This window comes from Wolbachia endosymbiont of Brugia pahangi (assembly GCF_012030695.1).
GTDB lineage: Bacteria > Pseudomonadota > Alphaproteobacteria > Rickettsiales > Anaplasmataceae > Wolbachia.
Map to the genome: position 1 here is coordinate 1,015,803 of NZ_CP050521.1, position 15,158 is coordinate 1,030,960.

Sequence of the window (15,158 nt, forward strand, 5' to 3'; positions counted from 1 at the left end):
ATGCGCAGTAACATTAAAATTGCTTTTGTTTCTATATTTGCTATCTTGTTGATTGTTCTATCTAATTCAATATTTGTTGTGCAAGAAACAAAGCAAGCAATAGTTATACAACTGGGTAAAGTTGTAAGAGATATTAGAAAAAGCGGTTTATATTTCAAGTTACCACTTATAAATAACGTAGAATTTCTTGATAAGAGAGTTTTAGATTTAAGTCCTGACAAAACTCCAAGAGAAGTGATAACTGCAGATCAAAAACGTGTCATAGTAGATGCTTATGCAAAATATAAAATAGTAGATCCTATCACTTTTTACCAAACTGTGGGAAATGAATCAGGGTTAGTCAGAAGATTATATCCAATCATGGAAGCGCATATAAGGGAAAATATAGGGAGGTTTTCATTAATTAGTTTATTAAATGAAAAAAGATCAGAAGTCATGCAACTAATCCAGCGTGGAGTTTACTCTGAAGCTGGAAAATTTGGTATAGAAATAATAGATGTCAGGATTAAGAGAGCAGATTTACCAGAGGAAAATAGCTCTGCAATATTTCGGCGTATGCAAACTGAAAGAGAAAAAGAAGCAAAAGAAATTAGAGCAGAAGGAGAACAAGCAGGGCAGGAAATTAGATCAAAAGCTGATAAACTAAAAAGGGAAATTATTGCTAGTGCAGTAAGAGAAGCTTATGAAATAAGAGGTCGTGGTTATGCTGAAGCAACTAGAATTTATAACAGTGCATTTAAAGTTGATGAAGAGTTTTTTAACTTTTATCGCTCTATGAGAGCTTACAGTAAGTCATTTACTGAAAATAACACTAAATTTATACTTTCACTAAATAATAATTTCTTAAATATTTTGAATAAGGGATGGAAATAGTTTATGAAAAGTAAGGTTTTATCTATATTTGCATGTTTTCTGATTTCATTTTCTTCGTATGCTAATATGTTTGATTGGGGTACAAGAAAGGTCTCAGACACTAATACCTATGTATGCAACTGTAATCAAGGGCTTGCTGATCTAGTGGAAGAACTTATTCCTGCAGTTGTAAACATCTCAAGTGAACAAATAATTAAGCAAGAAAATAACAATAGAACTAAAACCCCTTTTGCACCAAGAAATAATTTCTTTGACGATTTTAGAGAGTTCTTTGAGCATTTTGATCAGTTTTTTACAGATAGGAACCCTAGTATCAACAGAGAAGTGGTATTGCTTGGATCAGGATTCATTATAGATAAAAGTGGAACTATAGTAACCAATTATCACGTTATTAAAAACGCCCAAGACATCACAGTTACTATGAATGATAACACCTATTTCAAAGCAGAAGTTTTGGGTTACGATGCAAGAACTGACCTCGCTGTGCTTAAGATCAAAGCTGACAAAGACCTTTCCTTTGTAACGTTTAGTAACTCCGATAAAGCAAGGGTTGGTGATACGGTTATGGCAATAGGTAACCCATTTGGTTTAGGTGGTTCTGTAAGTACAGGAATTATATCTGCAAGGTCCAGGGACATTAGTATTGGCACCACGAGTGAGTTTATTCAAACTGATGCTGCAATTAATAGAGGTAACTCTGGAGGTCCATTATTTGATTTAAATGGAAAAGTTATAGGTATTAACACTGCTATTTATTCCCCATCTGAGTCTGGCGGCAATGTGGGTATAGGCTTTGCTATACCATCTAATCTAGCTATATCTATTATTGATACATTAAAAAGTGGTAAAAAAATAAAACACGGTTGGCTTGGCGTACAAGTCCAGCCTATAACAAGAGAATTTGCTGAATCTTTAGGTTTAAAAGACGTAAAAGGTGCACTGGTTGCAAACATAGTGAAGGATAGTCCTGCAGAAAAAGGTGGTATTAAGGTAGGTGACATATTATTAGAATTTGATGGTAAAAAAATTGATAGAATGACACAACTACCTCAAATGGTCTCAAGGACTGAACCTGGGAAAAAAGTGCAAATTAAGTTATTGAGAAAAGGTAAAGAAGTTAATGTTAAAGTTGTTATCGAAGAATCTGTAAATGACAGCAAAGATAGCAACACAGAAGAAAATAGATCAATATCTGACTATATAACTGGTTTAACTGTTTCAAATCTACCAAAAGAGTCAAAAGAAAGTAAAAATGACACGCCTATAAAAGGTGTGATAGTTACCAATGTAGATAGTAATAGTAACGCTACACTGCGTGGTATCAAAAAAGGAGATATCATTATTCAACTAGATGGGGTTGATATAGAAAATACTGAAAATTTTCAAAAACAAGTTGATTTAGCAATAAAGAAAAGCGGTAAAGATTCAATAATGTTGCTTATTTACCGCAATGGAAATCAGTTCTTTACTTCGATAAAGTTGAAGAAGTAATCTCATTACTAAGTCCATAAACGGATTTCAGTTTACTAGAATAGTGTCTTCCAAGTTATCCCCCACACAAAAAATGCAAAAATTACCTGACATTACAAGCCCTGCCAATCCTCTTATCATAATGCTGGAGGTATTTAGTTATCTTTATCTGCGCAGATTGAACAGCAGGAGTATAATATGATTAGCGTCTTATTTTTTAATTTTTGCCTATGCGCACCCTATGTCTTCAACAACAGTCTAGGTTTTACTATACAAGTCGAAACGCGCTTATAAAGCTTTAGACTTAAAAAATGTCGATACTGAAAATAGATAGTAGAGTTAGGGTTTCTTTTGCCTTTTTCTGAGTTGGTTAAAAATTTAACCAACTTTTATTATGAGACTTTTTACATATTTGAGCAAGAGGCTACTACTTGATATCATGCAAGTAGTTGAAACTGGGAAAGAATATCAGTAAACAAGAACGTTCAGTAGAATACCTAAACTTTTATAAAAGAAATTTCACTACCATTCAGCTAAAATTCAAGAATTTCAATGCTTTAGCTATTTTGAATAGAATTGAATTTATTAATACAAATAACGAATTACTATTTGATCAGATTGATTGCAAAAAAAATAAGATTTTTAATAGATTAACTATAATCTTAACTATAGTTAACTTTTCATAGGTTGCGAGCAACAAAGCTAGCTGGAATCAAGAAATAAAAGACTGGATGCTAATGTTACACACTGGATGACAAGAGAGGATACGGAATGACAGGAAAAGGAGGCTACTTAGATGACACCACACCCCCCTTTCAATGGAAATTATTCTCAAACCCCAATGTCCATATGGTTATGCCCAAAAGGGCCAGGATTTTACCTCCGACCCTGGTTAAGTGGTTATAGTGAAATAAGATATATTAAATAAATAAACCCAATAGCTTAAAGAATTAAAATAGATTCTTAAAGAAAGCCTTAGCCCCACTTGTACTAATAGAATCCAAATGTGAAGATGGTCGCTTATCTTTAGATCCCTTGATAGGAGCACTCGGGTTTGAAGATGATAAATCAGTGTCAGTGCATTTACAATGGTACGGCAAATTATTTCCTTTAGAAGGTGGTATGTGATACTTGCCAGGTTCAAATGTAAGTTCTAGACCAAGCTTTTTTTTATCAATACCTTCACCTTCATTATACAGTACAGAAGGACCATGTTCTCTATTATAACGCGACACATCAATTGTTTTACTTGGTATAATAGTTTTGCTTGATATGTTACTTGATACAGAATCACTGCTTGTAGTCGATAAACTACTTACTGATGAAGCGTACTGAAAAGAACCTCGAGGGAATTTACCTTCACCACTAGATTCCACAACGTCAACAACACTCGACCATCGCAAGGAACTTATACCACTATCAATCGTACCACCTGTTTTATTTGTAGATTGTGGTGAACCTGATTTACAAGAAATAGCACTGTCCGTAGAAATAACAGAAATGTTAGACTTATGTCTTTCTCTTATTCGCTCCTCCTGACTAGCAGCTTTACTTATTTTACTGTTAGTATCAGCAGTTGTTGTATGCCGTGGTAACAGAGGAGAAAGCTTTTTTATACCTGGTATTTTACTTAATAGTTCCCAAGGAGATCCACTACCAGCATTTACCTCAGCAGCACTTATAGACCGATCACTACCTTCACCTGAATCTATAGTATTGTGTAGTAGCTCCTTTTCTTTTGGACTATATCTGGGAGACTTTAAGTGTGTTAGCGGCTGTTCATGAAGTGAGCACCACTTTAATTCCAGTTGGTCACTCTGTTCAGGAGAAACATAGAATTCTGAATATAGTTTCTTTCTTTCATAAGACAAAGAAAGAATTGAGTATAGCTTCTCCCTACCTTTAGGAGAAAAGAGAGAGCCTAATATTTCTGTTTTTGATTTCTCATTATTATCAAGAGGTAAACTAAATATAAAACGCTGCAGAATGTATTCTTTTGCTTCATCATCAATCATAAATGATCTTTTTAAAGGCTTATAAGGGATGGCTAATTCATGATCTTCATTGATTACGGAGTTTTCTATGATTTTATTTATTACACAGTGAGAAATCTCTGGGTTAGAAAAGTTTATACCACATACCCAACTGCTTCCATTTATTGTTAATGCTGCTTGAGTATCACCACTAATATCATCAAACACAGCACCATTAAATGTCTCATTTAGAATTAAAGCTTCTTTACATGTTAATAACCTAGCTCCTTTACAACTTCGTATAACGGGTATAAGAATTGAGGCTTCTTTTCTACCTAGAGGAGAAGCACACATAAAACCAGCTATTATTATTCCCGTTGATTGATAAACAGACTCTATTATCATATCTTTAAATAACTTTACTTTATAGTTATCACTACTGCTAACCCCAAGGTACATCCCTACAAGCCATGCAGTATACCGTGTTATACTATCAACAAACTGAATATCATTAAAAATATCTTTTATATATACATCATTGTCCTTCACCTTCAAAGGTTTCTGAGGAATATTCTCATATCTTTGCTCTATACCTGATAAAAATAAATTTACAAATTCCTCACATAACTTTGTATTAGGAAATTCACCCTGCCACAAATAACCTTCTTTGTTAGGTGCTTTAATAAACATAGTAGAAGCCGGCATATCTACTCGAACATCTTTTGCAAGTGAAGCAGCTAAATGAGACTTTAAATTAAAAATTACACCTGGATCAATAGGCGTTACAAACTCAAGCCTATTATTATCTTCATCTAAATACCACTCTCCTTTACTAAGATCAAATGGAAAAGACTTTATATCAAAAATTAACTCAGCTGTATTTAATATTTCTTTATCATTATCTTTCTCAATATCGTAGAATTCACATATTATCCTTCTTTTTATATCACTTAGGTATCTTCTACACTGATAATCATCCATACCTTTATCAAATGAAACTATAACACAGTCTTTCTTGTCTCTCCTTTGCACAGAAAAATTAGTGTCAATTATACGACGAGCATAATTATTTACATTAAAAGCACTAATCAGTGCACTTACTGTTTTTTTTATATTAGGCATATACCCCCCTATTTCTAAATTAGAATAATTATCTTTTCTGACTGCTACTAGCTCCACTAGAGTAACACCCGCCCATAGAGCTACTAGGCTGATTAGACTGGTGCTCACGTTCTCTTTCTTGTATTCTTCTTGCTACATCGCTATGATCATCATACCTTGCTCCTTTAACTCGTACTACTATTCCACCACCTTCACCTTTTTCATTCTTAAGTTTCCACTCTTCCATTCCTTTAAAACCTTTATCGCCATGCATATCACCTCCTAAATAAAAATATTATGTAATTAGTATATAATAAATAAATCATCAGTGCAAACATTTTTTTATATTTTTTCAAAAATTTTTATTCGTCTTTCTTATATTCCTAGATTCTAACGTTACGTGCTGGAATGATACCACCTTGCTATCTTGATTGTGCTTCTCCTTGTGCCCTTCCCATTGAGTTTACGTGATTATTAACTTTTACATCATTACACTCACTTGTTGGTTGGGCATTATTCACAGAACTTTGTTGAGCTTCATATTCAGCATTACTCCAAGTACTAAAATCATATTCACTACCAACAACAGAACCTTTCATAAGTTGTCCTGAAGACCCTCTATTAGAAACAGATTTTGTAGCATGTTGAGTTGAAGCTTCCCCGTTAAAAACATATTCCTGAGCTAGTTGTTCTGGAATCTCTCTACTAAAAACAGAACTTTGAGCAGGTCGCCTTGAAGTATTTCCGTTGGAAACAAATCCCCGATTAGATTGCCTTAAAGTTTTCTTACAAGTATTATTCTTACCTTGACCTTTCATTTCTTTCCAATCACTGTTATCTCTTTGAGTATCCTTCAGCTCCATTGTATTTGTTGCAGGCTGCCCTGAAGCAGTTGGACGTACAGCAATCAATTCTTCCACTTGTTTATTTTCCTCCACTTTTGTCTCTTTTACCTCACAATTTTCCCTATTCACATCATGTTCAGGCCCATGAATCATCTTTTTTAGAGAATCCCGTAAAAGGTTCTGCTCTTCTGGCTTAAGTGGAGGAATAATTAGTCTATTTGACTGACCACGAGCTGGGATTAAGAAAAGAGATATTGGCAAGATTCGCAATTTCTCATCTTCACCTACTTTTATTCCTATTTCTTTACAAACCTCTACTTCTTTTTTCGACGACGTTTTTTCCGCCTTTTTGTCTTCTTCTTTAGCTGTCCCTGTTCCTTCCGCTGCAACCACTAGCTCAACTGCAAAGATCTCAGCAACCATTGCTACAATCCATCCAGCTACTGCCATTTGAAGTTTCAATTTGAGCTCACGCAGGGCTTCTAGCTTTCCCAGTACTGCTACTTCCTCTTCTTTGGAGAAACCACCACTTAGCAACTTTTCTTCTAATTCTTTTATCTCTTTATCGATCCTCTCATCAAAACTTAAATCGCAAGAAAAGACCTTTTCAACTAATTCCTTAAGCTTATCATGCAAAAATTTAATTATCGCAGCAAGCCAGTTTTTCTCCCTTTTTCCATTGATCATCTCGTAGGTTTTTGGGTCCAAGTCCATTTCAAATTCACTTAATAAAGATTGAAAAAACTTCCCAAGTTCCGCCAATGTTTCTTCTACTATACCATCATCTGTTGGATTATCATCACCCAGCATTACTGGAGTAAACATTCCTTGTATTTCACTGCTCGCTTCCTTCCCTAACCCTTCATATTCCTGCTTTTGCAGCTCAACCTTCTTAAAAAGCTCCTCAGTTGCCCCTTTGAGTTCATTTACTTCCTGAGCCTTATTTAAATCTTCTGGACAGATTTTTCCTTGGAAAATTGAACTGTCGCTTGAATTATTGTTATTAGTGAAATCGTTCATAATGTTAATCTCTTCTGCCATCAAACTTAATAATTTAATTTTATAGTACTAAATATTTAATGTGTATTAATCCTAAACGCATCAATAAAATTACTTACTTTTTTAAATGATGCACATTATATCACAGATTATTTATCCTTCCAATAATATTTTTGATTTTAGCTGCTTCTTCAAATTCTAAGTTCTTGGCATGTGCTAACATCTGTTTTCTTAAACTGCTTACAGTATCCTTGTTCATACCGATTGTTGTTACCTTCACCACCACTTTTTCTTTTAAAGTATTTGATATAGGTTTTATTATAGTCTTGGGTAAAACATTATGCAAGACACTATATTTCTTTTGTTTTTTTCTTCTCCTTTCAGTTTCTTTTAATGCACGATCCATGGAACCAGTGACTTTATCTGCATATAAAATTGCCCTGCTTTCAGCATTACGTGCAGCACGACCGATCGTTTGAATGAGTGAAGTCTCTGATCGCAAAAATCCTTCTTTATCAGCATCCAGAATTGCAACCAAACCACACTCTGGAATATCAAGACCCTCCCGCAGCAAGTTAACACCGATTAGAACATCAATTTCTTTCGATCTTAATTTGTATATAATGTCAATTCTCTCTAGCGCACTAATATCTGAATGCAAATAACTCACTTTCATATTTAACTCGCTCATATGCTCAGCCAGCTTTTCTGCCATTTTTTTGGTCAATGTAGTAATTAGAACACAAAATCCTCTCTTTATTGTCACTTGCGCCTCGTGAACCACATCGTAAACTTGAGCCTCCGCTGATTTCACAATGCAGATTGGATCTGTAATTCCTGTTGGACGAATAACTTGCTCTACGAACAAGTTATTCGTCCTTGCCAACTCATATTTTCCGGGAGTGGCTGAAATGTAAATAGTCTGCGGCCGCATTGACTCCCACTCCTTAAACTTTAACGGACGGTTATCGAAAGCAGAAGGAAGCCGGAAGCCGTGGTCGATCAATTTTTTTTTACGTGACTCATTACCATTATACATTGCACCAATCTGAGGAACAGTAACATGACTTTCATCAACAAATAAAATTACATCCTCAGGTAAATATTCAAACAATGTAGGCGGTGCATCTCCAGCTTCCATTCCATAGAGATAACGCGAATAATTTTCAATACCTTTACACGTTCCTGTTGCTACCATCATTTCGATATCAAAATTGGTACGCTGTTCAAGGCGTTGTGCTTCAACAATTTTGTTTTGCGAGTAGTAATAATCCAAGCGTTCATTCAGCTCTTCTCTAATTGGCTGAACCGCACGCAACAGAGTTTCACGTGATGTAATATGATAGCTATTGGGAAAAATGGTGATTTTATCTATGCATTTGATAATATTACCCGTTATAGCATTAATTTCAGAGATCCCTTCTATCTCATTACCAATCAGCAATAAACGCCAAGCTTTGTCTTCATAATAGGCAGGAAATATATCGATAACATCGCCGCGCATTCTAAAATATCCTCTCTCAAATCTGATATCAGAACGCTTATACTGGAGATTAGCTAAATTATTCAGGAAATCATTAATACGAATTCTATCCCCAGTACTTAAAGTTATGGTCATACTGAGGTAGGTTTCAGGCGAACCAAGACCGTATATGCAGGAAACACTGGCAACTACAATTGTATCCCTGCGCTCTAAAAGGGAGCAAACGGCAGAATAACGCAGCATATCAATTCTTTCATTGATTACAGAATCTTTTTCAATATAAGTGTCAGTTTGTGGCAAATAAGCTTCAGGCTGATAGTAATCATAATAAGAAATGAAGTATTCAACAGCATTATGGGGAAAAAAACCTTTCATTTCCTCATAAAGCTGCGCTGCTAAAGTTTTATTGTGAGCAATGATGAGAGCAGGTCTGTTTGTCCTTGCAATAACATTTGCCATAGTGAAAGTCTTCCCAGAACCAGTAACTCCAAGTAAAACCTGATCTCTTTTATTGTCATTTAGTCCTGCAACTAGACTATCTATTGCCTGCGGTTGATCTCCAGCTGGTTGAAAATGCGTAACTAGTTGAAATTTCATAATTCCTATATTATCATATATTTATTATCTTACTAGAGTAAATAAGGTATGAAAGTGAGTGTCAATGGATACAAAAAAACTCTATTTTCTCTTTTTATAGAGCTTGCTCCAAATCCTTTTGTTGGTTAGTACAACAAACACCGTTAAGATTATAAAATACGCCACTATTTTAAATCCAAGCTTATGTCGGCGCTCTAGCTCTGGCTCTGCTGCCCACTGTAAAAAATTTACTACATCGTACGCCATATTTTCAACTGTAGCTTGTCTTGCACCATCATATTCTATCATTCCTTCAGATAGCGGTGGTGCCATAGCTAATTTACCTGTTGGGAAATATGGATTAAAATATAAACCATTCTCATCTTGCTCATCGTTTCGATAGCCCGTTAAAAGCGAATAGACATAATTTGCACTATCGTGTCTCGCTTTAATAATGAGTGATAAGTCCGGTGGAATTGCACCATTATTACTTGCTGCAGCTACTTCTTTCGTATCAAAAGGTGCAATAAAATAATCTGAAGGTATTCCAGGTCTATCGAACATTTCACCCAGATCATTTGGACCATCTTTAACTTGGTAAGAAGCTGCAATCTGCTTTACATCATCTTCAGAAAAACCAACACCTTGCAAATCACGAAACGCTATTCTATTCATTGAATGACAAGCAGCACAGACTTCCTTATATACTTTATAACCACGCTGGATTGACTCCCTATCAAAGAATCCAGTAGCTCCATCAAAGCTCCAGTCCATTTTTTTATTTGGCGAAGGTACAAATTCTTCTGCACACACAGAGTTAGTAAGAAGTAATGCACAAAACACAGCTAATATATTCTTAACCAGCATTATTTCATCTCAGGTACAGAATCACTTATGGTTTTTGGTAATTCCTCTGGCTTCTCATACTTACTAAGCAGTGGTAAAACTACCATAAAGTATGCAAAGTAATAAAGAGTAGAAAGCCTACTTAGAGTGATGTAAGGTTCTTTGACTTCCTGTCCCCCAAGCCAAGCAAGAAATGCAAAATTTACTGCAAAAACCAAAAAAAACTTTTTGAATAATGGGCGATAAGCACCACTTTTAACTTTTGCTTTATCAAGCCAAGGCAATAGAAACCACACTAAAATAGACCCAAACATAGTAAGCACACCGGTAAGTTTATCTGGAATTGAGCGCAGCATTGCATAAAAAGGTAAAAAGTACCATTCTGGTACTATATGAACAGGAGTGACCATAGAATCAGCCTCTATATAATTAGAGGGATGACCAAGATAATTGGGAGCATAGAAAACAAACGCAAATAAAACTATAAAAAACAGACCAAAAGTTATGCAATCCTTTACTATATAATAAGGGTAGAGTGGAATGGTATCCTTACCTGATTTCACTTCTACTCCACTTGGGTTACCAGAACCAAATCTATGTAGAGCAATAATATGCAGCATAGCTAAAGCAATAATAACAAAGGGTAAAAGATAATGCAGAGCAAAAAAACGATTAAGTGTTGGGTTATCAACGGAAAAACCACCCCATAACCACATAACTATTTTATTGCCAACTAAGGGTACTGCTGAAAATAAGTTGGTTATAACTGTTGCACCCCAAAAACTCATTTGTCCCCAGGGAAGAACATATCCCATAAATGCTGTTGCCATCATTGCAAAAAATATAAATATACCTATAAACCATACCATTTCTCGTGGCCTTTTATAAGACCCATAATATAACCCGCGCATCATATGAACATAGACTACCATAAAGAAGAGCGACGCTCCAACAGCATGAGTGTAGCGTATCAGCCATCCATAATTTACGTCACGCATTATGCGCTCCACGCTGTTAAATGCATGATCAACATGTGGAGTGTAGTGCATAGCAAGAAATATACCCGTTATTATTTGTAAAATTAGCGCTACACCAGCCAAAGAACCGAAGTTCCAAGCATAATTTAAGTTTTTTGGCACTTGGTAAGAAGCAGTATGTTTTAGAAAAGAAAATATAGGTAATCTATACTCTATCCAGCCTAATATGCCCTTTTCTTCTTCTATCGTTGTTTTTTTATCATCTTGCATAATCAAAGCTTTCTTTACCTTTTACTCGTTTATTGTAGCAGTTTATTCTCTATAAACAATAAAAACTTTAAATCAAGAAATCAGATCTTTTAGCATCAAAAGTTGTAACATAGAGAACTAGTTGCACAGCTACCAGTCCACCAAAGTAACTTATAGAAATGCAAAAACTATTTAACAAACTCCGCTAGCCCCATTATAATGATAAATATTACAATAATACAAAAAATAATATTATAGAATTCAATAAGGTATTCCCTAGGGGTTTATTGTATTCTAAAAAAGGCAAATCTTGTTAACATTGTTTCAATGTAAAAGATAGGCTAAATTTTTATAAGGAAGATATTTTAAATAGTAAAATATCTTTGATTGAGAAAGCACTAAACTTATGAGGTGAACTGGCTCGCTATTTCGACTCAATTAACAAACTTAATGGAAAGGAAAAAACATCACGAAAATGTAAAAAAAATAAGAAAAGCTATTGTTAAAAGATTCAAAGATTGGAAGGGCATCCTGATAACCACTACTGCAGCTGACACAGAGGAATTAAAGACTTCTAATATACCAGAAAACTTGAGAAAGTTAAAGATAGTTTTAATGTAGAGGAACATGAAAAGACTGCAAATATGACAACAGATGCAGAAACTGATACTCAATTATATAAAAATATCAATATAAATATTAAAGATTTTAAAATTCCTCAATCCATATGTGAAAGTAGAGAAGAGGCATATAATGCTTCAGTAGATATCTCCGTGCAAGAGCCAAATACCTATAATGACACCTCTTTCGCTGAACCATGTAGTGAATCTACAAAGGAAATTCTGCAAAAGAAAAATCATCAAAAAGAGCATATTAATCAATTGTGGCTGGTGTTGTTGGTGCAGTTTCATTGGTAAGTAGTGTTACATTTCATGTGCTAGAAATGCCTATAATAGAAGCGATCGTGGAAATTATTGGATCAGCTTGTACAGGTTTTACGTTGTACAACCTTTTAAAGCCCAACACAAAACTCGAAAAAGTTGAAAATGTGGAACAGCTAATAGTTTCCTTTGAACCCAAGGTTATACTTAGAAATACATAAGCATCAAGAAAGCAAAAAGAGATAACTTCTTTAGAAAAATCCACAAATTATCAATTAATACTATCTACATCAACCATGCTACCATTTTTCCTAATCAGAGCTTATGGCTTTCACAGCACGTATTTTTGAACTTGTCAAAAACTGCACAGATACAATTCATAGGTCGTTCAGAAACTAGTAAAATTGGACACATTTCCTCTTCAAATATAATCTTATTCATAGTAAGATATATGAAATTTTCAGTAGATGTTGTAAGCAAATCGTACTCCTTTGATAGCCTTCTATTCCTAGAGACTTAGGCAAAGGTCCCCTCTACAAACCACCTTCTTGGCTGTATTTTAAATCCCTGTTCTCTTGCTGGTAGCAATGCAGGTGGTATGTCTTTATATATCCAAAACCCACATGGAGGCCTTTTCACAATTTCAATGTCCATTCCATATTTTTCCTTTATATACATCTTTAAATTTTTGCTTTGATATCCCATATCAGCCTACATTTCCTTAACTCCAGTATACTTCTCTCTGTCTTGTTTAACACTACCTTTACTCCATCCCTGTCATTCTCACTGGCAGCTCCCACACAACAACTCAGTATGAAACCCTGAGTATCTATAATCATATGCCTTTTTCTACCTTTTACTTTTTTACCCCCATCATAACCTTTACTCCCTCTTTTTCTGTAGTTTCAACAGACTGGCTGTCTACTATGGAAGCGCTCGGCTGCTCATTTCTTCCTATTTTTCGCTACATTTGGTAATTTCATAACTCATTTTTTCAAAGGTACCCTGCTTTTTCCATTGCATGAATTGCTCATATACAGTTTTCCAGAATGGAAAGTCATTCGGCAGATAACGCTATTGGCACCCTGTACGTAGTACATAGAAAATTGCTTATAATATTCCTTTCTTACTATACTTTGGCGATCTTTCTCCTTTCTTGTATGATACCCTAAAGTATTTTTCTATTCTAGCCCACTCCCCTTCACTTAAGTCTGTTGGATGTTTCTCCTTATCTCTTACCTCATTTTATACTCTTAACACTATACCCTTATTTTAGTCTCCGGATAATCTCTTATAGCTAACTAAGATAAAGTTTCCCCAATGCTGAAAGACAAAATCGATGATCGAATTGATATCAAGCCAAAAGTTTGGTTTGGTAGAGTTTTTCTTACAGCATGCTTGATAGCAAACCAAAACTTCTCAACTGGATTTAAGTCAGGTGAGCATGGCAGCAAAACAAAATTTTATATCCAACGGTTTCTATTAATTTTCTCGTCCTTATCAGACTTATGAAAGCTCACATTATCGAGAATAATAGTTTGCCCAGGTTTTAATATCGGAATAAGCACATTTTAACATAAGCTTCAAAAAATTCGCTGTTATAATACCCTTCAATTATCCTGGTGCTTCAACTTTTCCTTCACCGAGTGCTCCAATTATGCACACCCTTTTTTTTGTACCCTGTTTTTTCCGCAAACAATCTTTCCCCTATTGCAGCCCACCCATATATATAAAACTCATTATCCTCTATACCTGATTCATCAATGAATACTAAATTTTCTTCGTTTATTTCTACTATTTTTTTATGAATTCCTTTCGTTTTTCTTCATCCCTTTCCTGATAGAGAAAAGTTTTTCTTAGTTTACTTTTTTTAAGGTAAGTTATACACCATACTTTTGCATATATTACCAAATTTTCCAATTATCTTTTCAATTGCAATTTCCCGATTTTTACTCAGGAACTTGACAAATTTGTCTATGTCTTTAATCTTATGGTCATATCCCTTTTGGTAGCCTGAAGATGATTTTATACTTCTTGTTTCTTCTCTTCTTTTCCTCCACTAATATATAGTCTTTTCATCAATTTTGAATATCCCGCTTACTGAATTCATAGTCATTTTTTTCTTGTCAACCACTTTTAAAACTCGTTCTCTGAGCCTTTATACCAATTTTCACTGTTAGTAGGTCAAATAAGTGACATTGCAGAGTTGCTTTATTGCGGAGAGAGAAGGGTAGGTAATAAATTTGCATAAAGCGCTCTCAAGCAAAGTAATTGTATTATATACTTTATTATGCAAAATGTTCTGTTTTATATACAACCAAAGTTTCCCAATAGGATTAAGCTCAGGTAAGTACGATGATAGGTATATAATCTTGACATTTTTAGGTATCTTTAAACTTTTTGAATTATGCCAATTAGCACAATCTATGACAAGAAAGGCTTCTTGTGTTCTTAAATATTGCAATATTTGTTCAAGAAATATATTCATACAACCAGTGTTGATATTCAGTGTAAATAAGCTAGAACTTTCTTCACTCCTAGGATTAACTGTACTGTAGAGATAAAAATTTTGTCTACCTAACTTTACTTTAACCTGTATTCTAACGCCCTTTTTCAAACTACCAGTGACAACCTTCGAATGTGTGCCCCGCGATCTCCATCAAAGAAAAATTAGCTCTTATTCATGATATTTGCCAATAGTCTCATTAAAATTTTTAACTATTCCTACCTACCTTTATCTTATCCATTATGAATTGGTCTTAGCGTAATATACGAAAACCTCATTTTCATCTCTTCTATATTTCAGAAAGTGACCTTTATTTTTTAAAGTTTCTTCAACCTGCTCAGGCTCAAATTGATTTCCTTCAGTTATAGTAGAATAGTGT

At 34.6% G+C, this 15,158-nt stretch carries 11 protein-coding genes and 2 pseudogenes; 5 read left to right on the plus strand and 8 right to left on the minus strand.

Annotation, left to right across the window (positions count from 1 at the left end):
* Both hflC and WBP_RS04965 read left to right on the plus strand, forming a co-directional pair.
* On the plus strand, positions 1 to 873 hold the full coding sequence (gene hflC, locus WBP_RS04960; protein WP_167896244.1) for a protease modulator HflC: 873 nt from the start codon (positions 1 to 3) through the stop codon (positions 871 to 873).
* 3 nt (positions 874 to 876) lie between these two features.
* The gene (locus tag WBP_RS04965; protein ID WP_167896245.1) at positions 877 to 2,364 is read left to right on the plus strand and encodes a DegQ family serine endoprotease; all 1,488 of its coding nucleotides are present in this window, start codon (positions 877 to 879) and stop codon (positions 2,362 to 2,364) included.
* Between the two features lie 929 nt (positions 2,365 to 3,293).
* Here the strand turns inward: WBP_RS04965 and WBP_RS04970 are convergent.
* From WBP_RS04970 to WBP_RS04995, 6 genes are all read right to left on the minus strand, one after another.
* Complete coding sequence (locus WBP_RS04970) at positions 3,294 to 5,495, minus strand: hypothetical protein (RefSeq protein WP_167896246.1); 2,202 nt, start codon at positions 5,493 to 5,495, stop codon at positions 3,294 to 3,296.
* On the minus strand, positions 5,467 to 5,691 hold the full coding sequence (locus WBP_RS04975) for a hypothetical protein (RefSeq protein ID WP_167896247.1): 225 nt from the start codon (positions 5,689 to 5,691) through the stop codon (positions 5,467 to 5,469). Before WBP_RS04975 ends, WBP_RS04970 begins: the two co-directional genes overlap by 29 nt.
* A 148-nt stretch (positions 5,692 to 5,839) precedes the next feature.
* Positions 5,840 to 7,303 (minus strand): hypothetical protein, encoded by a 1,464-nt coding sequence (locus WBP_RS04980; RefSeq protein ID WP_167896248.1) that lies wholly within the window; start codon positions 7,301 to 7,303, stop codon positions 5,840 to 5,842.
* 100 nt (positions 7,304 to 7,403) lie between these two features.
* Positions 7,404 to 9,341, minus strand: coding sequence for an excinuclease ABC subunit UvrB (uvrB, locus tag WBP_RS04985; protein WP_167896249.1), 1,938 nt, complete (start codon positions 9,339 to 9,341; stop codon positions 7,404 to 7,406).
* Positions 9,342 to 9,422: 81 nt separating this feature from the next.
* The gene (locus WBP_RS04990) at positions 9,423 to 10,187 is read right to left on the minus strand and encodes a cytochrome c1 (protein WP_179958975.1); all 765 of its coding nucleotides are present in this window, start codon (positions 10,185 to 10,187) and stop codon (positions 9,423 to 9,425) included.
* Complete coding sequence (locus WBP_RS04995) at positions 10,187 to 11,413, minus strand: cytochrome b (protein ID WP_167896250.1); 1,227 nt, start codon at positions 11,411 to 11,413, stop codon at positions 10,187 to 10,189. Before WBP_RS04995 ends, WBP_RS04990 begins: the two co-directional genes overlap by 1 nt.
* Positions 11,414 to 11,842: 429 nt before the next feature.
* Here WBP_RS04995 and WBP_RS05000 point away from each other — a divergent pair, with 429 nt between their 5' ends.
* Together WBP_RS05000 and WBP_RS05005 are read left to right on the plus strand one after the other, a co-directional pair.
* The gene (locus WBP_RS05000; protein ID WP_167896251.1) at positions 11,843 to 12,013 is read left to right on the plus strand and encodes a hypothetical protein; all 171 of its coding nucleotides are present in this window, start codon (positions 11,843 to 11,845) and stop codon (positions 12,011 to 12,013) included.
* 23 nt (positions 12,014 to 12,036) lie between these two features.
* On the plus strand, positions 12,037 to 12,309 hold the full coding sequence (locus WBP_RS05005) for a hypothetical protein (RefSeq protein ID WP_167896252.1): 273 nt from the start codon (positions 12,037 to 12,039) through the stop codon (positions 12,307 to 12,309).
* A 378-nt stretch (positions 12,310 to 12,687) separates the two neighbouring features.
* On the opposite strand, the pseudogene WBP_RS05010 reads toward WBP_RS05005, so the two are convergent.
* Positions 12,688 to 13,458 (minus strand): annotated as a pseudogene (locus tag WBP_RS05010) (IS5 family transposase); the annotation flags it as partial.
* Positions 13,459 to 13,593: 135 nt separating this feature from the next.
* On the opposite strand from WBP_RS05010, the gene WBP_RS05015 reads away from it, so the two are divergent.
* The gene (locus WBP_RS05015) at positions 13,594 to 13,785 is read left to right on the plus strand and encodes a hypothetical protein (protein WP_167896253.1); all 192 of its coding nucleotides are present in this window, start codon (positions 13,594 to 13,596) and stop codon (positions 13,783 to 13,785) included.
* A 664-nt stretch (positions 13,786 to 14,449) separates the two neighbouring features.
* Here the strand turns inward: WBP_RS05015 and WBP_RS06360 are convergent.
* Positions 14,450 to 14,943, minus strand: a pseudogene (locus WBP_RS06360) (transposase); the annotation flags it as partial.
* Between the last annotated feature and the right edge of the window lie 215 nt (positions 14,944 to 15,158).